Origin of the sequence: Sphingomonas aurantiaca (genome assembly GCF_003050705.1) — a bacterium.
Taxonomy (GTDB): Bacteria; Pseudomonadota; Alphaproteobacteria; order Sphingomonadales; family Sphingomonadaceae; genus Sphingomonas; species Sphingomonas aurantiaca.
In genome coordinates, this window is the sequence record NZ_QAOG01000010.1 from 23903 (window position 1) to 45302 (window position 21400).

The 21400-nt window shown below is 63.3% G+C and carries 22 protein-coding genes; 8 read left to right on the top strand and 14 right to left on the bottom strand.

All coding sequences use genetic code 11. From position 1 onward, the window contains the following. The first annotated feature begins 221 nt into the window (after positions 1-221). The 4 genes from C8J26_RS19675 to C8J26_RS19690 are packed head-to-tail and all read left to right on the top strand — an operon-like array spanning position 222 to position 6580. On the top strand, positions 222-1487 hold the full coding sequence (locus tag C8J26_RS19675; RefSeq protein WP_055763290.1) for a TolC family protein: 1266 nt from the start codon (positions 222-224) through the stop codon (positions 1485-1487). Beyond that, positions 1484-2653, top strand: a complete 1170-nt coding sequence (locus tag C8J26_RS19680; protein WP_055763292.1) for an efflux RND transporter periplasmic adaptor subunit — start codon at positions 1484-1486, stop codon at positions 2651-2653. The genes C8J26_RS19675 and C8J26_RS19680 overlap by 4 nt, the downstream gene beginning before the upstream one ends. A gap of 3 nt (positions 2654-2656) precedes the next feature. Next, entirely contained in the window at positions 2657-5890 is a 3234-nt protein-coding gene (locus tag C8J26_RS19685; protein WP_056677697.1) for an efflux RND transporter permease subunit, read from the top strand. A 3-nt stretch (positions 5891-5893) separates the two neighbouring features. Next, positions 5894-6580 (top strand): ZIP family metal transporter, encoded by a 687-nt coding sequence (locus tag C8J26_RS19690; RefSeq protein ID WP_055763298.1) that lies wholly within the window; start codon positions 5894-5896, stop codon positions 6578-6580. Positions 6581-6824: 244 nt separating this feature from the next. On the opposite strand, the gene C8J26_RS19695 is transcribed toward C8J26_RS19690, so the two are convergent. From C8J26_RS19695 to C8J26_RS19765, 14 genes are all read right to left on the bottom strand, one after another. Further along, complete coding sequence (locus C8J26_RS19695; protein WP_041394287.1) at positions 6825-7013, bottom strand: hypothetical protein; 189 nt, start codon at positions 7011-7013, stop codon at positions 6825-6827. A 451-nt stretch (positions 7014-7464) separates the two neighbouring features. Next, a complete protein-coding gene (arsH, locus tag C8J26_RS19705) occupies positions 7465-8223 on the bottom strand; it encodes an arsenical resistance protein ArsH (protein ID WP_055763304.1) in 759 nt (252 codons plus the stop codon). Further along, entirely contained in the window at positions 8223-8546 is a 324-nt protein-coding gene (locus C8J26_RS19710; protein WP_055763308.1) for a YnfA family protein, read from the bottom strand. The genes arsH and C8J26_RS19710 overlap by 1 nt, the downstream gene beginning before the upstream one ends. After that, on the bottom strand, positions 8543-9829 hold the full coding sequence (locus tag C8J26_RS19715; protein ID WP_055763311.1) for an arsenic transporter: 1287 nt from the start codon (positions 9827-9829) through the stop codon (positions 8543-8545). The genes C8J26_RS19710 and C8J26_RS19715 overlap by 4 nt, the downstream gene beginning before the upstream one ends. Beyond that, on the bottom strand, positions 9829-10257 hold the full coding sequence (gene arsC / locus C8J26_RS19720; RefSeq protein ID WP_082446616.1) for an arsenate reductase (glutaredoxin): 429 nt from the start codon (positions 10255-10257) through the stop codon (positions 9829-9831). The genes C8J26_RS19715 and arsC overlap by 1 nt, the downstream gene beginning before the upstream one ends. An 11-nt stretch (positions 10258-10268) precedes the next feature. Then, a complete protein-coding gene (locus C8J26_RS19725) occupies positions 10269-10601 on the bottom strand; it encodes an ArsR/SmtB family transcription factor (RefSeq protein ID WP_055763316.1) in 333 nt (110 codons plus the stop codon). Positions 10602-10774: 173 nt separating this feature from the next. Further along, complete coding sequence (locus tag C8J26_RS19730) at positions 10775-11218, bottom strand: DUF411 domain-containing protein (RefSeq protein ID WP_055763320.1); 444 nt, start codon at positions 11216-11218, stop codon at positions 10775-10777. A 54-nt stretch (positions 11219-11272) separates the two neighbouring features. After that, entirely contained in the window at positions 11273-11662 is a 390-nt protein-coding gene (locus C8J26_RS19735; protein ID WP_235516307.1) for a DUF305 domain-containing protein, read from the bottom strand. Positions 11663-11698: 36 nt separating this feature from the next. Continuing rightward, complete coding sequence (locus C8J26_RS19740) at positions 11699-12451, bottom strand: PepSY domain-containing protein (protein WP_055763323.1); 753 nt, start codon at positions 12449-12451, stop codon at positions 11699-11701. After that, positions 12442-13653, bottom strand: coding sequence for a copper resistance protein B (locus tag C8J26_RS19745; RefSeq protein WP_055763326.1), 1212 nt, complete (start codon positions 13651-13653; stop codon positions 12442-12444). The genes C8J26_RS19740 and C8J26_RS19745 overlap by 10 nt, the downstream gene beginning before the upstream one ends. Further along, positions 13650-15587: a copper resistance system multicopper oxidase gene (locus tag C8J26_RS19750; RefSeq protein ID WP_056405756.1), complete on the bottom strand. Its 1938-nt coding sequence runs from the start codon at positions 15585-15587 to the stop codon at positions 13650-13652. Before C8J26_RS19750 ends, C8J26_RS19745 begins: the two co-directional genes overlap by 4 nt. A gap of 43 nt (positions 15588-15630) precedes the next feature. Then, positions 15631-16224 (bottom strand): RNA polymerase sigma factor, encoded by a 594-nt coding sequence (locus C8J26_RS19755; RefSeq protein WP_055763333.1) that lies wholly within the window; start codon positions 16222-16224, stop codon positions 15631-15633. After that, positions 16221-16661 (bottom strand): periplasmic heavy metal sensor, encoded by a 441-nt coding sequence (locus C8J26_RS19760; protein WP_055763336.1) that lies wholly within the window; start codon positions 16659-16661, stop codon positions 16221-16223. The genes C8J26_RS19755 and C8J26_RS19760 overlap by 4 nt, the downstream gene beginning before the upstream one ends. Further along, a complete protein-coding gene (locus C8J26_RS19765) occupies positions 16658-16930 on the bottom strand; it encodes a hypothetical protein (RefSeq protein WP_055763369.1) in 273 nt (90 codons plus the stop codon). The genes C8J26_RS19760 and C8J26_RS19765 overlap by 4 nt, the downstream gene beginning before the upstream one ends. Positions 16931-17052: 122 nt before the next feature. Here C8J26_RS19765 and copC point away from each other — a divergent pair, with 122 nt between their 5' ends. The 4 genes from copC (at position 17053) to C8J26_RS19785 (ending at position 21336) form a co-directional block, all read left to right on the top strand. Continuing rightward, positions 17053-17424 carry a copper homeostasis periplasmic binding protein CopC gene (gene copC / locus C8J26_RS19770; RefSeq protein ID WP_055763339.1) on the top strand — a complete coding sequence of 124 codons (372 nt, stop codon included), beginning with the start codon at positions 17053-17055 and terminating at the stop codon, positions 17422-17424. A gap of 1 nt (position 17425) precedes the next feature. Then, positions 17426-18355: a copper homeostasis membrane protein CopD gene (gene copD, locus C8J26_RS19775; RefSeq protein WP_055763342.1), complete on the top strand. Its 930-nt coding sequence runs from the start codon at positions 17426-17428 to the stop codon at positions 18353-18355. Between the two features lie 126 nt (positions 18356-18481). Further along, positions 18482-20956 carry a heavy metal translocating P-type ATPase gene (locus C8J26_RS19780; protein ID WP_107960090.1) on the top strand — a complete coding sequence of 825 codons (2475 nt, stop codon included), beginning with the start codon at positions 18482-18484 and terminating at the stop codon, positions 20954-20956. Beyond that, positions 20953-21336 carry a MerR family DNA-binding protein gene (locus tag C8J26_RS19785; RefSeq protein WP_055763348.1) on the top strand — a complete coding sequence of 128 codons (384 nt, stop codon included), beginning with the start codon at positions 20953-20955 and terminating at the stop codon, positions 21334-21336. The genes C8J26_RS19780 and C8J26_RS19785 overlap by 4 nt, the downstream gene beginning before the upstream one ends. The last annotated feature ends 64 nt before the right edge of the window (positions 21337-21400 follow it).

The following is a 21400-nucleotide window of genomic DNA, read 5'->3' on the forward strand; positions in this document are numbered from 1 at the left end:
CATCATGGTGGTTGCCACGGCCATCATGTCGGCGTGCCGATCGCGTCCGATTCAACCGGACCAGCCAGCAGCGTTCGTATGACTGCATCGATGTGGCGCAATGCGCCCAAGGCCCCGGTAGCGTCGGACCCAGCCCTACGTCCTCCCCAAGCCTGACCAACGCCTAATTCCGCCGGGAAAGCCCGTGCGGATGCCCAAGGTTCGTCAGGAGTCCGTTACCCATGCACCGTTTTATTGCGGCCTTATTGGCCGTGGCGTCGTGCGCGTCGATCGCACAGGCGCAGTCAGCCGATCCAACATCGACCAGTCCCCCGCTCACCCTTGAGCAGGCGCTTTCGCTTGCCGGAGCCAGCGCCCCCAGCCTTGAGGCTGCCACGGCTGGCGTCCGGGCAGCACAAGCAGGCCGCACGGTTGCCGGCTACCGCCCGAACCCGTCGATCGTCGCCGAGACCGAGAACATTGCCGGCAGCGGCCAATATCGCGGTCTTCGAAGCGCCGAGACAACGGCAGGTCTGGCACTACCGATCGAGTTGGGTGGCAAACGATCGGCACGGATCGCTGTCGCAGATGCGATTGGTAATCGAGCGAGGATAGGCACGGCGTTGGCCGAGGCTGATCTACGGCTTGCCATCACGCAGCTCTACATCGAGGCGACCGCAGCGGAACGCCGACTGGTGACCGCGCGCGAGCAGGCCGGTATCGCCCGCGAAGCATCGCGCGCAGCCGGCGTCCGCGTTCAAGCGGGGCGAGCATCACCGCTCGAACAGCAGCGCGCCGATGTATTGCGGATCAACGCGGAGACGGCTGTGGAGCGCGCAGAGCGGCTTGCCGAGGTCGCCCGAAGCAATCTTGCCCGACGGATCGGCCAACCCCTCACGGGACCGTTGGACTTGGTGTGGTTCGGCCGTGTCGAGGGCTTTGGTCCAGCGCGGCCGATCGAGACCGCCGGGACGCTGGCATTGGCGGCGACACGCGCGGACGTGACAACGGCAGAGGCACAGGTGCGGCTTGCTAGGTCGCAGCGCATTCCCGACGTGACACTCAGCGCCAGCGCACGACGGCTTGAGGCTACGAACGACGTGGCAGCGGTGTTCGGGCTGTCGATCCCGTTCCCACTGTTCAACAACGGCAAGGCGGCAGTGGCGCAGGCGCGGGCGCAGACTGATCAGGCGCAGGCGCTACGTCGCGCGGCCGAGCTGGATACCGCGCAGGATATCGCAAGCGCACAGGCGAACGTCGCGAATGCCGCGACGACCGCTCGCAACGCCAGCGGGCCGGCATTGGCGTCGGCAAGCGAAGCCGCTCGGATCGCCCGGATCGGCTACCGGGAGGGCAAGTTCGGTCAGCTCGATTTGCTCGATGCCGAACGTACCCTGTCCGAAACACGAACCGCCGCGATCGATGCGCTCGCCACCTATCACGACGCCAAGGCACGCCTCGAACGGCTCGTTGCCGCAGCGCCCTCGACCGAGGAAACCAATCAATGACGAAGACCATCATGCGGGCGCTCGCGCCTGTGACCCTGGCTGTCCTCCTTGCCGGATGCGGCGGGGGTGGCAACGGCGAGGCCGGTGAGAAAGCCGGAGCCGAGAAGACCGAAGGTGCCGAGGCCAGCGAAGCCAAGGAGGGTCCAAAGGATATCGTCACCCTGTCCGCGCAGCAGATTGCGGATGCCGGGATAGAGGTTACGCGTCCTACAGTAGGCGGCGTGGCCGGAGCGATCGAGCTATCGGCAACGATCGAGGGCGATCCTCAGGGTGTGCAGGTTGTGTCCACCTCCGTAGGCGGTCGGCTCGTTTCCCTCACCAGCAATCTCGGGCAGTCAGTCAGCCGGGGAGACCCGCTGGCTATCATCGAAAGCCGGGAAGCGGCATCACTGAAAGCGGAGGTAGAAGCCGCGCGCGCGCGTTCCGCACTCGCCCAATCAAACCTTCGCCGCGAACAGCGCCTGTTCGCTGAACGTGTTTCGCCAGAGCAGGATCTGGTCGCAGCGCGGACGGCAGCGACGGAGGCCAGCATTGCCCTTCGCCTCGCGCAGCAGCAATTGTCAGCGACGGGCAGCGGAGGCGGCGCGCTCAACCGCATCGCGGTTCGCTCGCCGATCGCCGGCCAGGTCATCGCGAGATCCGCTACACTCGGGCAGGCGGTCGCGGCCGATGCAGAGCTGTTCCGCGTCGCCAACCTGTCGAAGGTCACTGTAACCACCTCACTCGTCCCCACCGATGCCGGTCGGGTGAAACCCGGCGTGCGTGTCGAAGTGACGGCACCGGGGCGGCGTCAGGAGGGGCGCGTCACGTTCGTATCCCCCATTCTGGACGAGACGACCCGATTGGTGCCGGTGATCGCTACCCTCGACAACGCCGGCAGCACATGGCGCGTCGGCGAAACGGTCAACGTATCGATCCTCGTTCCTGCGACCGGGGACCGCACCGTCGCCGTGCCATCGGCCGCAGTGCAGATGATCGAGGACAAGTCGTTCGTGTTCGTCCGCACTGCGACAGGATTCCGGGCAATTCCCGTGACGCTTGGTCGCACCAACGGCGGGCAAGTCACCGTAACGGCAGGCCTTACCGGCTCGGAGCGCATCGCTTCCACCAACAGCTTCACGCTCAAGGCCGAACTCGGCAAGGGTGCAGGCGGGGATGAGGACTGAGCCATGATCGGTCGCATCGTCACCCTCTCCGTCGAGAAGCGCTGGCTCGTCCTGCTTCTCACCATCGCGGCTGCATTGCTCGGGATTGGCGCGCTGCGTCAGCTTCCGATCGACGCCGTACCCGACATCACCAATAACCAGGTGCAGATCAATGTCGTTGCTCCTGCCCTCTCCCCCGATCAGATCGAGAAGCAGGTTGCGTTCACGGTCGAAACCGCGCTCGCGGGCATTCCTGGCCTTGAATATACCCGCTCGCTAAGTCGCAATGGCTTTGCCCAGATCACAGCGGTTTTCGGTGAAAAGACCGATATCTACTTTGCGCGAGCGCAGGTCGCGGAACGTCTGCGAACCGCTGAGGAAGACCTTCCCGAAGGTGTGAACCCCGAGATGGGGCCGATCGCTACGGGCCTCGGCGATATCTTCATGTGGACGGTCGAATATCGCGAGCTGGACCAAGTTCACCACCGCAACGGCGAACCCGGCTTGCAGCGCGATGCCAGCTATATCACCCCCGAGGGGGATCACCTTGTCAGCGACGCCGACAAGGCGACCTATCTGCGCACCGTACAGGATTGGATCGTCACGCCGCAGCTCAAAAGCACGGCCGGGCTTGCTGGCGTCGACTCCCTTGGTGGCTACACCAAGGAATATCTCGTTATTCCGGACATACAGCGCATGGCGGCAATGCGGCTAACGCTTCAGGATCTCACCACCGCCCTTCAGCGCAGCAATACCAGCGCGGGCGCTGGCGTGGTCAACCGCAACGGAGAAGGGCTGGCGGTTCGATCGGATGGGCGTGTTCGCAACGCCGACGAGCTGGCACGTACCGTCGTTGCCACCCGCGAGAGCGTTCCGATCCTGCTTAACCAGATCGCGACCGTTCGCACCGGGCAGGCGCTACGCATGGGATCGGCGTCAGAAAACGGCCATGAAGTTGTCGTCGGCACCGCGGTTATGCGGATCGGGGAGAATAGCCGCACGGTATCGACCGGCGTTGCCGAACGGCTGACGCAGATCGGCCGCTCTTTGCCGGTCGATGTTGTCGTGAAGCCGGTCATGAACCGGACCGAGCTGGTGAACTCCACAATTTCGACGGTTGCCCGCAACCTCGCCGAAGGTGCGGTGCTGGTAATCGTCGTTCTGTTTGCGCTGCTTGGCAATTTCCGCGCGGCGCTGATCGCGGCCTGCGTCATTCCGATCACGATGCTGCTGACCAGCATCGGCATGTTGGAGGCGGGCGTTTCCGCAAATCTGATGAGCCTTGGTGCGCTCGACTTTGGTCTGATCGTAGATGGCGCGGTCATTATTGTGGAGAACGCATTACGGCGTTTGGGCGAGGCGCAGCATGGTCGTGATGACGTGCTGACCATCGAGCAACGTCTCGGGATTGTCGCGGCGTCGGCGCGCGAGATGATCCGGCCATCGGTGTACGGGCAGGCTATCATCATCCTTGTCTATGCGCCGTTGCTCACCTTCACGGGTGTCGAAGGCAAGATGTTCGAGCCGATGGCGCTCACGGTCATCATCGCTCTGGTGTTCGCCTTCATCCTATCGCTGACCTTCATACCGGCAGCGATTGCGATCTGTCTCAGCAAGCGGGTCGAGGAGAAGGAAAGCCGCGTCGTCACCTTCCTCCGGAAACGTTATGAGCCGGGACTTGATGCGGCAATGCGCCGACCCACCCTCACCATCGGCGTCGCGATCGGTGCGCTGGCACTCGCCGGGGCCGCTTTTACGACATTGGGGCAGGAGTTCTTGCCGCAGCTCGATGAGGGCAACATCCTCGTGCAGGCGGTCCGCATCCCGGGCACATCGGTCGATCAGAGCCAGGCGATGCAATTCCAGGTGGAAAAGGCACTCGCCAAGGCCCCTGAGGTCCGCTTCGCCTTCTCGCGCACCGGCACGTCCGAAATCGCATCGGACCCGATGCCGCCTAACGCGACCGACACCTTCGTCATCCTGAAGCCGAAGAAGGAGTGGCCCGACCCCGGCCTGTCCAAGGAAGAGCTGGTCGAGCGGCTGGAAAAGCGGCTCTCCACTCTGCCCGGCAACGCCTATGAGATCACTCAGCCGATCCAGATGCGGTTCAACGAGCTGATTGCAGGCGTGCGCGGCGACATCGCGATCAAGGTCTTTGGCGACGACTTTGGCGAGATGAACGCGACCGCAGATCGGATAGCCGGCATCCTTCGAAAGACGCGGGGTGCAGCAGACGTGCGGGTTGAACAAACCGAAGGCTTGCCGATGCTCGATATCCGGCCGAACCGCACTGCCATGTCCCGCGTCGGGGTGACGGCGGGTGACGTGCAGGACACGGTTGCCGCAGCCATTGGCGGCCGACAGGCTGGCGTGATCTTTGAAGGCGATCGTCGCTTCCCCGTCGTGATCCGGATGGCCGAAAGCTCACGATCCGATCTGACGGCGGTTGCTCAGGTGCCGGTGCCGACCGGCAGTGGCGGCTTCGTACCGCTATCGACAGTGGCGGATATCGCCGTGGTCGATGGTCCCAACCAGATCAGCCGCGAGAACGGCAAGCGGCGTGTCGTGGTGCAGGCCAACGTGCGCGATCGAGACGTGGCCGGTGTCGTGGCTGATGCCCGGTCAGCCATCGACGCTCAGGTGAAATTGCCGCCTGGCACGTATCTCGAATGGGGCGGTCAGTTCGAGAACCTGGCATCTGCCCGCGATAGGCTTAGCGTTGTGGTGCCGATCTGCTTCGTGGTCATCATGTTCCTGCTCTACGGCGCGCTTGGCTCCGTCAGGGATGCGTTGATCGTGTTTACCGGCGTTCCGCTGGCGCTGGTCGGAGGCATCCTTGCGCTGGTGCTAAGAGGCATGCCGTTCTCCATTTCAGCGGCAGTCGGCTTCATCGCGCTATCAGGTGTCGCGGTTCTCAACGGGCTGGTCATGGTGTCGTCCATCCATGATCTGATGCGGCAAGGCATGGGTCGTGCGGTAGCGGCGCATCAAGGCGCTCTGGCGCGGCTCCGGCCAGTTGCGATGACGGCGCTCGTTGCGTCGCTTGGCTTCGTGCCGATGGCACTTGGTCATGGTGCTGGAGCCGAGGTGCAAAAGCCGCTGGCGACCGTCGTCATTGGTGGCCTGATATCCGCAACCTTGCTCACCTTGTTCGTGCTGCCGACGCTCTACGCTCGTTTCGGACGGCGCGAGCTGCCAGCCCCATCAGGGGGACACATCGAACTGCCGCCTTTGAGTCATGACAGCGTGAGGGCTTAAGCTATGCAGGCCGTTGCCTTCACGCTCATTCCCGTCGTCGCCGTACTGATCGGCTCGCTATTCGCGGTATCGAGACGGCCAAGTGATGCCTTCGTAAGCGCCATGCAGCACTTGGCGGCAGGCGTCGTGTTCGCCGCAGCGGCAGCCGAGATCCTGCCCCAGGTGATGCACGAAGGTTCACCGATCGCGACATTCACAGGCGGCGCGCTTGGCATTCTCGTGATGCTGTCGCTCAAAGCCCTTGAGGGTCGCGCCAGTGGACCGATCGCCATGCTCGGTGCGGTCGCGGTCGACATCCTGATCGACGGGCTTGTTCTCGGGTTGGCGTTCGTCGCTGGCGGGAAGGCCGGCGTGTTGCTGACGATCGCGTTGACGTTGGAGGTGCTGTTTCTCGGACTGACCGTGACCACCGAGTTGGGCGAGACGATCAAGTCCAAGGCGCGGATCATCGCGATTACGATGGGGATCGCGTTGTTGCTGCCGATCGGTGCGGCGATAGCGACTCCCGTTGCGACGTTTCCGCCCGTCGTCATCGCCGGGTTTCTCAGTTTCGGTTTGATGGCGCTGCTCTACCTTGTGACGGAAGAGCTATTGGTGGAGGCGCACGAGAAGCCCGATACCCCGCTTATCAGCGCCATGTTTTTCATCGGCTTTTTGGGATTGCTCCTGATCGAGGAGTTTTTGGGCTGACCGCTCGACGTGGAACGTCTTGGACCAATGATGATGACGTCGAGCTTCGTCGGCGTATCGAGGCCAAGCAGACTCTGGCGGTAATCGCACGCGAGATGGGCCGAACGATGGATGCGGTTCGGGGAAGAGCCTCAACCCTACGGGTAACTCTCCGCTCGTCACAGCGACCATGGCGCGACGGCGTGCCGCGGCGGGTAGATGTAGACTAGGAAAATAGGGGCGGCTGCCCGCCCCTATCCAGCTTTTAGCCGTGCTTCATGCCGCCCTTGGCATGATCGCAGCAGTCCGCGGCCTTGGCTTTTGCGCCATCCTTGCAGCAGTCCGCACCGTCCTTGCAGCACGCCATGTCGGCGCAGCAATTGGCGACAGCGGCGAATGCGCCAGTCGACAGGGTGAGGGCGAAGGCAGCGCTGATGAGCTTGAACTTGGTCATGATATTCTCCGAAATTTACATGTGATGGTGTTCGACGTCACACGGTTTGCGGAGGGGGCGTGGCCGGAGCGTATGCCATGCCCAAAAGGCCCGTCTGTGGAGCTGGCCAAGGCGATAGATGGGAGGACGGAACCAGCCCGATATGCTCGACGGTTTCGCCGGCAACCGCAACGCACGGTATGGCGCAGGCCGACGCAGGTGCCTTTTTGATGGGAGCGCCTGCTGATTTGCTGGCGCAGTCCATCATCGCGGACGCAGCCGGAGGCGCGGCCATCGCCATCGTCTCGCAGAGCGGGCCAAGCCGGACCAGCAACATCACTGCCAGGACGAAAAACGCCATGGAACGCAATATCTTGGAGAATGGGCGAGCCCGGCGTTTCATTGGATGCATCTAGAAGCACACTCAGTGATGCACAATGTCGGAGGAGCGGTTCGCCACACTAAGAGAACTTTACTCGCCTTTCCGGTACGTTGGCGAGGTTGCGATGCTCGAAAGGTCCGTGGCGCTATCGATCGGCACATCTGCCTCCTTTCGCTCGGAATAGCGATCAACAAGCTGCGTGGTGTGCGGGCGTAGAAGGACCGTGAAGCGCACCAGCTCCTCCATCACATCCACGATCCGATCATAGTAGGCCGAAGGCTTCATTCGGTCGCTTTCGTCGAACTCCGCAAACGCCTTCGCGACGCTCGATTGGTTTGGGATCGTCACCATTCGCATCCAACGGCCGAGGACGCGCAGGGTGTTCACGCTGTTGAACGACTGCGATCCGGCCGACACCTGCATGACGGCAAGCGTGCGGCCCTGCGTCGGGCGCATCCCACCCATCGACAGCGGCAGGTGATCGACTTGCAGCTTCATGATGCCGGTGATCTGGCCGTGGCGCTCGGGGCTGCACCACACATGCCCCTCCGACCACATCGACAGTTCGCGTAGCTCGTGGACGGCCAGGTGATCGTCCCCCGTCACCTGATCGGGCAGCGGCAACGTCGAAGGATCGAAGATTCGCGTTTCGCAGCCGAAGAATTGCAGCAGGCGAGCGGCTTCCTCAACGCACAACCGCGAAAAGGACCGCTCCCGCAAAGAGCCGTAGAGCAACAGTATGCGCGGAGGTGGATCACCAGCGCCCAGCCCAAGGGCAGGACGATCGAGCGCATAGCGCCGATCAAGGGCGGGTAGATGATCGGGGTCAGAGAGGGCGCGAAGCGGCATCAGGCGGTCCTTGGGCCAAGCAGAATGATACAGGTGCCGATCAGGCAGAGTGTCGCTCCACCAGCGTCCCAGCGGTCGGGCCTCACCCCTTCGACAGCCCACAGCCAGATCAGCGATGCACAGATGTAGACGCCGCCATAGGCTGCATAGGCCCGCCCTGCTGCATCGCTGTCCACGCGTGTCAGCAGCCAGGCGAACAGCACAAGCGATACCACGCCCGGAGCCAGCCACAGGGGCGATTTGCCCAGCCGCAACCATGCCCAAAAGGCAAAGCAGCCTGCGATTTCCGCGAGCGACGCGGCCAGATATACGAGTGCCGTCATCCCATGCTGATCCTGATCGCGAGTGCCGCGAGCGTTACCAGCAGCACCGGAATCGTTAGCGTCGCGCCGACCTTGAAGTAATAGCCCCAGCCGATCCGAATGCCCTTTTGCCCGAGGACGTGCAGCCAGAGCAGCGTCGCGAGCGAGCCAATCGGTGTGATTTTCGGGCCAAGGTCGCACCCGATCACGTTGGCGTAAATCATGGCTTCCTTGATCGCGCCCGTGGCGTGCGTCGCGTCGATCGACAGCGCACCCACCAGAACGGTCGGCATGTTGTTCATCACCGACGACAGCAGCGCGGCAATGATCCCGGTGCCGAACGCCGCACCCCAAACGCCGCCTTGCGCGGTGCGATCGAGCAGGCCGGCAAGATGGTCGGTCAGTCCGGCATTCCGCAGGCCATAGACGACCAGGTACATGCCGAGCGAGAAGATCACGACCTGCCACGGCGCGCCGGCCAGCACCTTGCGCGTCTGGATGACATGGCCGCGCGCGGCGATGACCAGCAAGAGCACGGCACCGGCAGCAGCGACGGCGCTGACCGGCACGCCGATAGGTTCGAGCAAGAAGAAGCCGGCGAGCAGCAGGGCGAGGACGACCCAGCCCGCCTTGAATGTGGCATGGTCACGGATCGCATCAGCGGGCGCGCGGAGCTGCGCCACATCGTAGCTGGCGGGTATGTCGCGCCGGAAGAACAGCAGCAGCACGACCAGCGTCGCGGCGATCGACGCCAGATCGACCGGCACCATCACCGAGGCATAATCGGCAAAGCCGATCCGGAAGAAGTCGGCCGACACGATGTTGACGAGGTTGGAGACGATCAGCGGCAGGCTTGCGGTATCGGCAATGAACCCCGCCGCCATGACGAACGCCAGCGTCGCCTTGTCCTTGTATCCCAGGGCCCTCAGCATCGCGATGACGATCGGCGTCAGGATCAGCGCGGCGCCGTCATTGGCGAACAGCGCCGACACCGCCGCCCCGAGCAGGACGATCAGCACGAACAGCCGACGACCATGCCCCCCGCCCCAGCGCGCAACGTGGAGCGCCGCCCATTCGAAGAACCCGGCTTCATCGAGCAACAGGCTGACGATGATGATCGCGACGAACGTCGCGGTCGCGTTCCAGACGATGCCCCACACCACCGGCACGTCAGAGAGCGAAACGACCCCGACGAGTAGCGCGACGGCCGCGCCGCCTAGCGCGCTCCAGCCGATGCCCAGGCCCTTGGGCTGCCAGATGACGAGCGCGATCGTGACGACGAAGATAGCGAACGCGAGCAGCATCAGGCGATGCGCTGGCCCGAAGCATCCACAACCTGTTCGCCGTCTTCCTTGGCAAACGCGCCCTGTTGGGCATCAGGCAGCAGATCGAGGACCGCTTCGGACGGTCGGCACAGCTTCACGCCGAGCGGCGAGACGACCAGCGGCCGGTTAATGAGGACCGGATGCGCCATCATCGCGTCCACCAGCGTGTCGTCTGACAGCGCATCGTCACCAAGGCCCAGCTCCGCATAGGGCGTCCCCTTCTCGCGTAGCAGATCGCGGGGCGTGATCCCGGCGCGGTCGATCAGCTCGACCAGCAACGCGCGCGAGGGTGGGGTTTTCAGATATTCGATGACGTGCGGCTCGATGCCAGCATTGCGGATCATCGCCAGCGTGTTGCGCGACGTGCCGCACTCGGGGTTGTGATAGATCACGATATCGACGGCCACGGGGCGTCCTTTCAGCAGCAGGGGGTGAGTTCGGCCAGGAGCGGCGCACACAGTTCAGGCGAGCCGGCACAGCAATCCTTGACGAGGAACAGCGTTAGCGCGCGCAGCCCGTCTAGATCGGCACGGTAAATAATCGACCGGCTATGCCGTTCCGAGCGCACGATGCCGGCGCGCGCGAGAATGCCGAGGTGCGCGGACATGGTGTTCTGCGGCACGTCGAGCTGACGGGCAATTTCACCCGCCGCCATGCCGTCCGGTTCGTGGCGAACCAGCAGGCGAAACACGTCGAGGCGTGTGCCTTGCGCGAGCGCACCAAGCGCAATGATAGCCGAATCGTTATCCATGCATCCGGCATAGCGGATATGTTAAGTTATGAAAGCTCTCACGATCTTCAAACCACTATCGATTCCGACAACGCCCTGCACCGACATGAAAGCGGCAGGCGTAAAGACCATGCCGGCCACGACATGTCGGGCATGAAAAGTAAATGGGAGGGAGGCGTCCGCGCCTCCCTCTTTTAATGGCGGGCGAACACCTTGCGTCCGGTTGGTCCGAACGCGATCACCTCATAGGGCTGTGCGTTCATGCCCGGCATTTCCATGCCAGGTGATCCCACCGGCATACCCGGCACGGCAAGCCCGTTTACGCCTTTGGGATGCTGGGCAAGCACCCGTTTCATGTCGGCAATCGGTACATGGCCCTCAAATGCCATACCGTCGACTACCGCGGTGTGACATGAACTGAGGTCGGCGGGGACACCCATCTTGCGCTGAAGCACATCGCGGTGAGCGTCATCGATGATCTGCACGTTGCGCCCGAACTGCTGACGGACCTGCTTGGCCCACTGCTCGCAACAGCCGCACCCTGGATCGCGGTGCATGGCAATGCTGTTCGCCGCTAAGGCCACAGCCGGGGTCATCATCGCTGCGGCGACGATCGCACTCCGGATCGTAAACTTCATTGCTAAACTCCTTTGGTGAAGCCCCGCCCGGGGGCGGGGTTCCTGCCAGCGGCCTTATTGGGCGCGCTTGCCATGCGACTTGAGCCAGCCCTGAAGCTCGGCGATGTCCTTTTCCTGCTTCGTAATGGTCATCTGCGCCATCCGCTTCGTGTCGGCATCCTTCGCGTCCCGAAGCGCCACGCGCGACATGGTAACGGCTCCACGATGATGTTCGATCATCTTGCGGGTCCACATCTCCGATGCGTCTCCCTGCTTCGCGGCCATCATCTTCTGATGCATGTCCATCTCGGATGCGGCGTAAGGATTGCCCGGATCATTCATCATCTTGGAATGATCCATTCCCTGCATCTGGCTATGATCCATGCCCGCCATGCTGCTCTGTGCGGCAAGCGGACTGGCGGCGAGCGCTGCGGCTAACATGCCGATCGTGGTAATGGTCTTCATAGTCGTTCTCCCGAGGTATCCCCCACCTAGAGAGAGTTACGCGGCAACGTCGTGCACCCCTTGGACTTTTCTTTGCCTGCGGCGCGGCCAGCGCATGTAGAGCAGCACCACGCCTGCCACCGCAAGGGCTAGCCCCCCAGCTGCAAATGCCATCATCCAAGGGGTGTTGAAGTTCTCATGGTTTTTCCAGTCCATGATGTGGAGGCCCCAGAAAAAATCATAGAGCCGCCACGTACCCGTTCGGACACCGACAATCCTACCGTTCTCCGGTGACACGAACACGCGCGTCGTCTCGGCGTCCTCGAACTCCACACGCCAGACCGGCAGTTTGCCACGAAACTCCGTGCTCGCTGTTCGAGCAAACATGACGGACGCAACAGGGACACCGGGGCCGCGATATGCCGCGCGTGCAACTCGTAGCGCAAAGGGCGCATCGATACGCTGCATCGGCAAACCGGTCCGGGCGTCGTGCATCCGGACCGTGCCGTTAGCCATCGTCAACTCGGCGACGGGTTGTCCGAACAAGGTCGTGTAGCGCAGTTCGCGCACCGGGCCGGGGGCAGCGCCCAACACCGATGCCGGGGAAGCAAACTCCTGAGCCGGATCGATCGTCGCCGTGTTCTCGCGTGCAACGAGGTGTTCTCCTCGTACCCGCTCGATCGGCAGGATGCTCATCAACAAGCCGCTGGAGAACCAGAGCAGTAGCTGCACCCCGATAATCAGTGCCAGCCAGCGATGAAGCTTGCTGGCACCGACATGAAGGCGGAGCCTGCCGCTCCTCAGAACCAGGTCCTCACGCCGGCAACGAAGCTGAAGCCGCCCGTGTCATCACCGCGTGCTCTCGTGAAGCGTGCCGTGTCGCCGAATTGCCTTTCCCACGACACGCCGATGTAGGGCGCAAACTCACGCGACTTTTCGTAGCGCAGCCTGAGCCCGAGTTCGAGGTCCGTAAGCCCCGATCCGATGCCGTCCTGGCGCACGTCTTGGGCTGCAAAGTTGGCTTCCACGCGAGGCTGAAGGACGAAGAATTGTGTCACTCGCTCGTCGTACCATGCCTCGGCTCGGCCAAGCACGTCGCCCTTGTCAGAAAGGAACAGTGCCCCCTCGACGTCGAACCAATAGGGCGCAAGCCCCTCGATCCCGACCGTCGCGTAGGTGCGAGAAGGGTTCGGCTTGAAGTCGTAGCGGACGCCCGCCTGAAGGTTCCAATAGGGATCGAGCGCACGGCTGTAGAGCGCCTGCACCTCGGCCGCTTCGAGCGGTTTGCCAAATGTGCCCTCGCCTTCGCTCTTCAGGGTGAGACGGTTGATGTCTCCCCCGATCCAAGCCTCGCCATCCCATCGATAGCCGTCCCCGCCTTTGCGCGCCTGATACTCGGCAAGGTTGAAGAGCACTTGGTAGTAGGTCATTCCGCCATGCTCGCGGCGCAGGTCGCGGTTGGCATCGCTCATGGCTGCCTCGCCGTAATAGCGAGACGCTGCCAGCACCGGAGATGGTGCAGGCGCGGGCGCATTGCCCGGCTTCAGGTCTGTACCGACAGGCACGGTCGCCATTCCCGGCATTGAAGACATGTCATGCTGCGTTGGCTGGCCGGGTGCCATATCCATGCCGGGCATCGCCGACATATCATGGCCGGTGTGCTCGCCTGTTGCGGTAGCCGGAGCAGGGTTCATGCCTGACATTTGGGACATGTCGTGGCCGGCGTGCGGATCGGCCGCGTTCGCACCGCTCATGTCCATGCCGGGCATCGTGTGTTCGGCATGTGGATCGGCTGCAGGCTTGGAGGGACGCTTTGCCGGGACCTTCCTAGTCGCTGCCTTCTTGGCAGGGGCCCGCTTTGTGGCCGGTCTCGATCTAGCGGTCGGTTTTTTCGCCGGCATTTTCATGCCCGGCATGCTCATGCCCGGCATCATTGAATGGTCCATCGTCTGCGCCGTGGCAGGTGCCGTGGCGACCAGCGCGCCGATCCCGGCGAGAAGCAGCGCCTTCATGCCGCCTCTCCCTTCGCCGAACGGACCTGGACGACCTGCATCATGCCCGCGTGCATGTGGTAGAGCATGTGGCAGTGGAATGCCCAATCGCCCTCGTTGGCGGTCACGTCCCAACTGACCTTGCCCCCCGGTTGGACCATGACGGTATGCTTTCTCGGGCTGTACGCGCCGTGCCCCGTCACCAATTCGAAGAAGTGGCCGTGCAAGTGGATCGGGTGGCCCATCATCGTGTCGTTGACCAGCGTGACGCGGACGCGCTCGCCAGCAAGAAATGGGATCGGTGCCTTCACCTCGGACAGCTTTTCACCGTCGAGCGCCCACATGTAGCGTTCCATGTTGCCGGTAAGGTGGATCTGCACCTCGCGCGACGGCGCGCGCAGATCGGGATTGCGATCGACCGCGACCAGATCGCGGTAATTCAGCACACGATGCCCGACATTCTCCAGACCCTGACCGGGGTCGCCGGTACGATCCATCGGCATCGGCGAGATGGTCTGGACACCCGGCCCCTTCTTCACGCCCGGCGCTTTCGAAAAGTCGCGCATGTTCATGTCCATGCCCGCCATGCCGCCCATTGCCATACCACCTGCGGCGTCGGGCGCACCTGCCATGCCTGGCATCGTAGCACCCGACTGCATCGCGCCGTGATCCATCCCGGCCATTCCGCCCGCGCCGGCACCGGCAGCACCGTGGTCCATCTGCGCGTGGTCCATCGCAGCGGCGGGCTTTTCAGCCGTGGCCATTGATCCGTGATCCATTCCAGGCATGCCACTATGGTCCATGCCCTGCATCGAACCGCCGCCCGACATATCCATGTTCATGTCCATCCCCATGTCCTTCATGGTGGCGACAGGGCGCTTGCGAAGTGGAGGGACTTCAGCGGCCATGCCTTCGCGGGGGCTTAGCGTTGCGCGCGCCATGCCGGACCTGTCCACGCTCTCACCGACCAGCGTGTAGGCGCGCTCGTCCGATGGAGTGACGATCACGTCGTAGGTCTCGGCCACGCCGATCTGGAACTCGTCGACCTCAACGGGACGGACGTTGAGGCCGTCCGCCTGGACAACGCTCAGCTTCAACCCCGGAATCCGGACGTTGAAGGTCGTCATCGCGGACGCATTGATGACACGCAGCCGCACCCGCTCGCCCGGCCTGAACAGCCCCGTCCAATTGTCCTGCGGCCCATGCCCGTTGACGAGATAGGTGTAGTTTGAACCCGTCACGTCGGCGACGTCGGTCGGGTCCATCCGCATCTTGCCCCAATCGAGGCGATCCTTGAGCGGCTGGTCCTCGCCCTTGAGCAGGCCGGCGAGCGTCTGCTGCTGCCGGTTGAAATAGCCCGACTGCTTCTTGAGCTTCATGAAGATGCGATGCGGGTGGAGCTGGCTGTGGTCGGACAGCACGATAACGTGCTCGCGATCCGACTGGATCGGGTCAACGCCCTTGGGGTCGATCACGATGGGGCCGTAGAGCCCCATCTGCTCCTGCAACCCGGAATGGCTGTGATACCAATAGGTGCCGGCCTGCACGATCGGGAACTCGTAGGTGAAGGTCGTGCGCTTATCGATGCCGGGGAAGGCAACGCCCGGCACGCCGTCCATCTGGAACGGCACGATCAGGCCGTGCCAGTGCAACGAGGTCTGCTCATCAAGACCGTTCTCGACATGCAGCCGCACGGTCTGACCTTCCCGCAGCCGGATCAGCGGTGCGGGCACAGTGCCGTTAATGCCGATGGCGTGGCTCTGCCGTCCGTCGATCATCATCATCTGGTGCGCGACCCGGAGCCGGATTTCATCACCCGATACAGTAGGCAGCGGCTTCACAATACCAGCGGAAACAGGCTGCGCCCATGCCGGCATATATGCCGACAGCGCAACACCGCCTCCTGCAAGAGTGGCACCGCGCAGCAATTGGCGGCGGTCTAGAACGCGCGACATGGTAGCTCCTTGGGATTGAGCCGCTGCCGGCCCGTCTCACCTCTTACGCGTCCCGTGCGCCTACCCCTTGGTTCTCTTTCAAATTTTCGGCGAGGCGCGCGCGAGCCCGATATAGCCTGGTTTCGACCGCCTTCTGGCTGATCCCCAATACATCGGCCGTTTCCGCCTGGCTCAAACCCTCGATCGTGCGGAGCACCAACGGTTCTTTGAGATTCATCGGCAAGGTCGCGATGGCGCGCGTCACTTTGGCAAGTTCCTGCCGATCGGCTGCTGCGTCATCGATTGCTACCTGATCGTCCGCGATCGTCTCGGCCTGTTCGTCGAGCGGTGCGGCAAAGGAGAAAAACCGACGGACCGCGCGCTTCCTTGCCCAATCCCGGCATTTGTTGACGGCGATCGTAGAAAGCCATGCTTTCATCGCCCGCTGTGTATCGTAGCGCGGCATCGCCTGATGCGCCGCGACAAACGTCTCTTGAACCAAATCGAGCGCTTCGTCGGCCTCGCCGACAAAGGCGCGCGCGAGCCGGAATATAGGCTGACGATAGCGACGCATGATTTCGGAGAATGCCGCTTGTCGGCCAGCGATGCTGAGCGTCGCCAGTTCGCCGTCGGACAGGGTGGTCCAATCGAGGCTCACCCCTGGTCGTCGGTGAGCGCCTTCACCACCGCAGCATCGAATTGGGGGGTCTGATCCGGGCGCAAAAGCTGCCGCATGGCGAAGATATGCGCCAACGTTGCCTTCTGTAACTCGCCCATCGCCGCATGACTCTGATCGACCGCGGCGGTCACCTTGGGGCCGTTGCCATGCTCGGTCTCAATGGCCTCGGCTAGCCGTGCATTGTCCGCGCGCATTTCCAATTCCAGCGCGTGGCGTTGCACCGCGAACCGGTCCTCTAGGCTTTTCAGCCGGGCCTGCTGATTGCCATCAAGCGCCAGCTTATGGTGCAGGACCTCGTGCAAGGCGGTGCCCGGTTGCTTAGGCTGGGGCAGCAACACGCGCGCAAGAAATACGCCTGCGATAGCCGCGAGGAAGGCCAGTACAACGCAGACGATAAGCCGCTTGGTCGATGTCATGGCTCACCAATCAGCAAGACCGATGGCGCCAGTGGTGATGCGCCCCCGAGCGGCGAAAGCGACACCGCAGGGCTGGCGGTCGCCGGAAGTTCCGCGCCAACCATGCCGATCGCGAGCGCTGCGACCATCACGCCCCCGACGCCCAATCCGGTCAACCGTGCGACGGGCTGCGCACCGATGCGTGCGAACACCTGCGCTTCGATCCCGTCCAGCGATGCCGGCACGGGTGCGCCCGCGAGCCTCGCCAATGTTCTGTCTAGATCGTCCATGCTGTCCACTCCGCGCCTCTACCACTTGTTACGCAGCGATGCCCATCACCCCTCGACTTCCGTCATGAGGGGCGAGCGGCCGGGCCGCGTAGAACAGGCACGAACCTGATCGGAGTATTCCCATGCGTCGCGTCTTCCTTCCTACCGCTGTCGTCCTTCTCGGCCTTGCCGGAGCCGCCCAGGCCCATCCCAAACTCGTATCCGCATCCCCGGCACCGAATGCGATGGTCGCGAAGCCCGCCAATGTCACACTGCGCTTCAGCGAGAAGCTGATGCCCAAGTTTTCCGGTGCGGATCTGATGATGACCGGGCATGGCGGCATGACGCACGCACCAATGAAAGTCGTCGGGACCGCAACTGTCGGCTCGGACGGTCGCACCCTCGTCGTCACGCCCAAGTCGCCGCTCGGCGCGGGTAGCTATAAGCTTGCCTGGCATGTGGTCTCGACCGACACACACCGCATCACCGGAAACTACGCCTTCACGGTGAAGTAAGGTGGAAGCCGACTGGCCGCTGATCGCGGTTCGCTTCGCGCTTTACGTGACGCTGAGCGGGCTGTTCGGCCTCTCGGCATTCGGCCTCTACGGGTTGAAGGTCGGTGAGCGCGGCAACGCGCTTGCCTTCCGCCCTTGGCTGTTCGGGACCGGGCTTCTCGCCCTGCTATTCTCCGGCATAGCGGTCGCGCTGCTCGCAGCCGCGATGGCAGGTGCACCTCCGTGGCCGATCGATCGGGAAGCAGTCGGAATGCTGCTCTCTGACTCCGCAACGGGCACGGCATGGAAAGTACGCATGATCGCGCTCTTGGTGGCGTCTATCGCTGCCCTAATAGCGGCGCGGCGCACGATGCCGCTTGGCTTGGTCGCCATCTTTTCCGGCGTCGCTCTCGCAACGCTCGCCTGGACGGGGCACGGGGCGATGGACGAAGGCGCGACCGGGTGGGTGCATCTGGCGGCCGATATCCTCCATCTCCTGAGCGCTGGTGCGTGGGTGGGAGCGCTGCTCGGGCTTGGGCTGCTGGTGACACGACCAGCGCGGCGCACCGATGCCGCCCACCTCGCACTGACCTATCGAGCGCTGCACGGGTTCGGTCTGACCGGCACGATTGTCGTCGGTACGATCGTCATCACCGGCCTCATCAACGCTTGGCTGTTGGTTGGCCTTGGCAATCTCCCGACCCTCGGCACGACGGTCTACGGCAGGCTCTTGATCGCCAAGCTTGTGCTGTTGGGTGGGATGCTCGGACTCGCTTCGCTTAACCGCTTCCGCTTTACACCGGCATTCGAACGATCGGTGTCAGCAGGCGATTATAAAGGCGCGCTGCGAACCTTGCGAACAAGTCTTGCAGTCGAGGCTTCGTGCGTGGTCGCGATCCTCGTGCTGGTAGGTTGGCTCGGCACGCTCGAACCCCCTGCGTCGGCCATGTAGCTATTGGTTTGAGGGCAATCGAGCTTTGCGACGTAATTTAATTAGGTGCCGTGAGTCGTTGGAAGGGGGGCTTGACCCTGACACGGTGTCAGACCCTACATGCTCTCGGGTTGAAGGAGTTTTTCTATGAACGACCCTGATTTCCACGCCCATTTGGCCGGGGGCTGCGGGTGCTCGAACAAGCAAGCTGATAAAGCTGCTGCGATCGAGCGCGAGGCGGGCGCGTCCTGCTGCTCGTCCTCCAAATCTCCGGCTGTTCCACAAGCTGCCAAGGAAGGATGCTGCTCAGGGAAAGCGGGCGGAGAACCTTCTGCCACAGTGACCGACCCGGTATGCGGCATGACCGTTGATCTGGCAAAAACAGCGCACCATGCCGAGCATGCCGGGCACGAGTATCATTTCTGTAGTGCAGGGTGTCGAACCAAGTTCGTCGCTGACCCTGATGCCTACCTTGGGGCCAAGCCAAAGCCCGAGCCGGTGGCAACCCCGGGAGCGATGTGGACGTGCCCCATGCACCCTGAGATTCGTCGGGAAGGGCCGGGAACGTGCCCCATTTGCGGCATGGCCCTCGAACCGGAAGAGCCGTCGCTCGATGACGGTCCCAATCCAGAACTAGTCGATTTCACCCGGCGTTTGTGGGTAGCAGGAGCGCTCACCGTTCCGCTGCTCATTGTTTCGATGTTCGCCGAGATGTTTGGGCTCCATGTTGTTAGCCCTACCGCTTCGCCTTGGGTCCAACTCGCACTCACTGCGCCAATTGTGCTGTGGGCGGGATGGCCGTTTTTCGAGCGGGGGTGGATGTCGCTTCGCACCCGCCATCTGAATATGTTCACGCTGATCGCGATCGGCGTCGGTGCGGCATTCCTCTACAGCCTGGTCGCAACACTCGCGCCCAGCATCTTCCCTGCGACGTTCCGGATGCACGGGGGCATGGTCCCAGTCTATTACGAAGCTGCCGGCGTCGTCGTGACACTGGTGTTGCTCGGACAGGTTCTCGAATTGCGCGCCAGAGCGGCGACTGGCCGCGCGATACGCGCCCTCATGGACCTCGCTCCCAAGACAGCGCGACGGTTGCGGTCTGACGGGGCAGAGGAAGAAGTCAGCCTTGCCGACGTGGCAACCGGAGATCGGTTGCGGGTCCGCCCCGGCGATGCGATCCCGGTCGATGGCGTGGTGGTCGAGGGTCGCTCCTCGGTCGATGAATCCATGCTCACCGGCGAGCCGGCCCCCGTCCTCAAGGAAGTCGATGCCGCAGTCACGGGGGGGACGGTGAACGGCACGGGCAGCCTCGTTATGGAAGCCGGCGCGGTCGGTTCGGACACGATGCTGGCGCGCATCGTCCGCATGGTCGCGGAAGCGCAGCGCAGCCGTGCCCCGATCCAGGCGGTCGCCGACCGGGTATCGGGCTGGTTCGTACCTTTGGTCGTGCTGATCTCGGTCGCGACCTTCGTGGTGTGGTCGCTGGTCGGTCCCGAGCCACGCATGGGTCACGCCCTTCTTAATGCGATCGCCGTGCTGGTGATCGCCTGCCCGTGCGCGCTCGGGCTCGCGACCCCTATGTCGATTATGGTTGGCACCGGCCGCGGCGCGCAGGCCGGCGTGCTCGTCAAGAATGCCGAAAGCCTACAGGCACTCGATAAGGTCGATACGCTGGTCATCGACAAGACGGGCACGCTAACGGAAGGCAAGCCGTCGCTGGTCGCGATCGAGGCAACCGGCACCTTTGGAGAGAACGACATGCTCGCGCTCGCTGCGGCTGTCGAAGGACAGTCCGAACACCCGCTAGCCCACGCGATCGTCGTCGCCGCCAAGGAACGCGGATTGCAACTCGCCACGGTCGCAGACTTCGCTTCGCAGACCGGCATGGGTGTCAGTGCCACGGTTGGCGGCCGATCGGTGGTGATCGGCAATGCCGCACAAATGAGCCGGGTCGGTGCCGATCCCCAGTCACTCGACGCTTCGGCCGATCGCCATCGGAGCGAGGGAGCCGGCGTCATCCTGATCGCGATCGACGGCGCACTCGCGGGCTTGCTCGCGGTTGCTGACCCGGTGCGCCCTTCGGCGCGCGACGCCATCGCGGCTCTTCGCAAGGAAGGTCTGCGCGTTATCATGCTGACGGGCGACAATCGCGGGACGGCCGATGCGGTTGCGCGCGCCGTGGGCGGCCTGGACGATGTACGCGCCGATCTGCGACCGGAAGATAAGGCGCGGATCATCGGCGAATTGAAAGCTGATGGTGCCAAGGTTGCAATGGCCGGCGACGGTATCAACGACGCCCCGGCGCTGGCCGCTGCCGACGTTGGGCTCGCGATGGGGACGGGAACCGACGTAGCGATAGAAAGCGCGGGCATGACGCTCACACGCGGCGATCTTTCGGCGATCGTGCGCGCGCGCAAGCTCGCCCGTGCGACGATGCGGAACATTCGGCAGAACCTGTTCTTCTCATTCCTGTTCAACGGGGTCGGCGTGCCCGTCGCGGCCGGCGTGCTCTACCCCGTTGCCGGCATCCTTCTGTCACCAATGCTGGCTGGCGCTGCGATGGCCCTCTCTTCCTTCACCGTCGTGCTCAACGCGCTGCGTCTGAACACGGTGAAACTATGAACATCGGGGCGGCGTCGGAGGCCAGCGGCGTCTCGCAACGCATGATCCGCCACTACGAGAAGATCGACCTTGTGCCCGCACCGCTCCGGCGCGGGAGCTACCGGGATTATTCGGAAGTGGACATTCATCGGCTGCGGTTCATCGCCAACGCGCGAGACCTTGGGTTTCCAATCGAGGAGATCCGCACGCTACTCGGCTTGTGGTCGGATCGGGATCGGTCGAGCGCCGAAGTTAAGGCGCTGGCGAAAGCGCGCGCTGCCGAGCTGGGCCGCAAGGCGCGCGCGTTGAAAGCTATGCAATTGGCGCTGATCGACTTGGTTGAGCGCTGTCACGGCGATGATCGCCCGGAGTGCCCAATTATCGAAAGCCTCGCTGAATAATCCGATCGAGCGCGGCGCTTAGCGTGCCGCGCTCTACCGCCTGTGGGCGTTCGCAAGCGGTTCT

Coding starts and splice junctions, on each gene's coding strand:
- C8J26_RS19690 (WP_055763298.1), top strand. CDS start 5,894: ATGCAGGCCGTTGCCTTCACGCTCATTCCCGTCGTCGCCGTACTGATC.
- C8J26_RS19725 (WP_055763316.1), bottom strand. CDS start 10,601: ATGGATAACGATTCGGCTATCATTGCGCTTGGTGCGCTCGCGCAAGGC.
- C8J26_RS19715 (WP_055763311.1), bottom strand. CDS start 9,829: ATGCTGCTCGCGTTCGCTATCTTCGTCGTCACGATCGCGCTCGTCATC.
- C8J26_RS19760 (WP_055763336.1), bottom strand. CDS start 16,661: ATGACATCGACCAAGCGGCTTATCGTCTGCGTTGTACTGGCCTTCCTC.
- copC (WP_055763339.1), top strand. CDS start 17,053: ATGCGTCGCGTCTTCCTTCCTACCGCTGTCGTCCTTCTCGGCCTTGCC.
- C8J26_RS19675 (WP_055763290.1), top strand. CDS start 222: ATGCACCGTTTTATTGCGGCCTTATTGGCCGTGGCGTCGTGCGCGTCG.
- C8J26_RS19685 (WP_056677697.1), top strand. CDS start 2,657: ATGATCGGTCGCATCGTCACCCTCTCCGTCGAGAAGCGCTGGCTCGTC.
- arsH (WP_055763304.1), bottom strand. CDS start 8,223: ATGCCGCTTCGCGCCCTCTCTGACCCCGATCATCTACCCGCCCTTGAT.
- C8J26_RS19695 (WP_041394287.1), bottom strand. CDS start 7,013: ATGACCAAGTTCAAGCTCATCAGCGCTGCCTTCGCCCTCACCCTGTCG.
- C8J26_RS19730 (WP_055763320.1), bottom strand. CDS start 11,218: ATGAAGTTTACGATCCGGAGTGCGATCGTCGCCGCAGCGATGATGACC.
- C8J26_RS19780 (WP_107960090.1), top strand. CDS start 18,482: ATGAACGACCCTGATTTCCACGCCCATTTGGCCGGGGGCTGCGGGTGC.
- C8J26_RS19745 (WP_055763326.1), bottom strand. CDS start 13,653: ATGAAGGCGCTGCTTCTCGCCGGGATCGGCGCGCTGGTCGCCACGGCA.
- C8J26_RS19680 (WP_055763292.1), top strand. CDS start 1,484: ATGACGAAGACCATCATGCGGGCGCTCGCGCCTGTGACCCTGGCTGTC.
- C8J26_RS19710 (WP_055763308.1), bottom strand. CDS start 8,546: ATGACGGCACTCGTATATCTGGCCGCGTCGCTCGCGGAAATCGCAGGC.
- C8J26_RS19735 (WP_235516307.1), bottom strand. CDS start 11,662: ATGAAGACCATTACCACGATCGGCATGTTAGCCGCAGCGCTCGCCGCC.
- C8J26_RS19750 (WP_056405756.1), bottom strand. CDS start 15,587: ATGTCGCGCGTTCTAGACCGCCGCCAATTGCTGCGCGGTGCCACTCTT.
- C8J26_RS19785 (WP_055763348.1), top strand. CDS start 20,953: ATGAACATCGGGGCGGCGTCGGAGGCCAGCGGCGTCTCGCAACGCATG.
- C8J26_RS19765 (WP_055763369.1), bottom strand. CDS start 16,930: ATGGACGATCTAGACAGAACATTGGCGAGGCTCGCGGGCGCACCCGTG.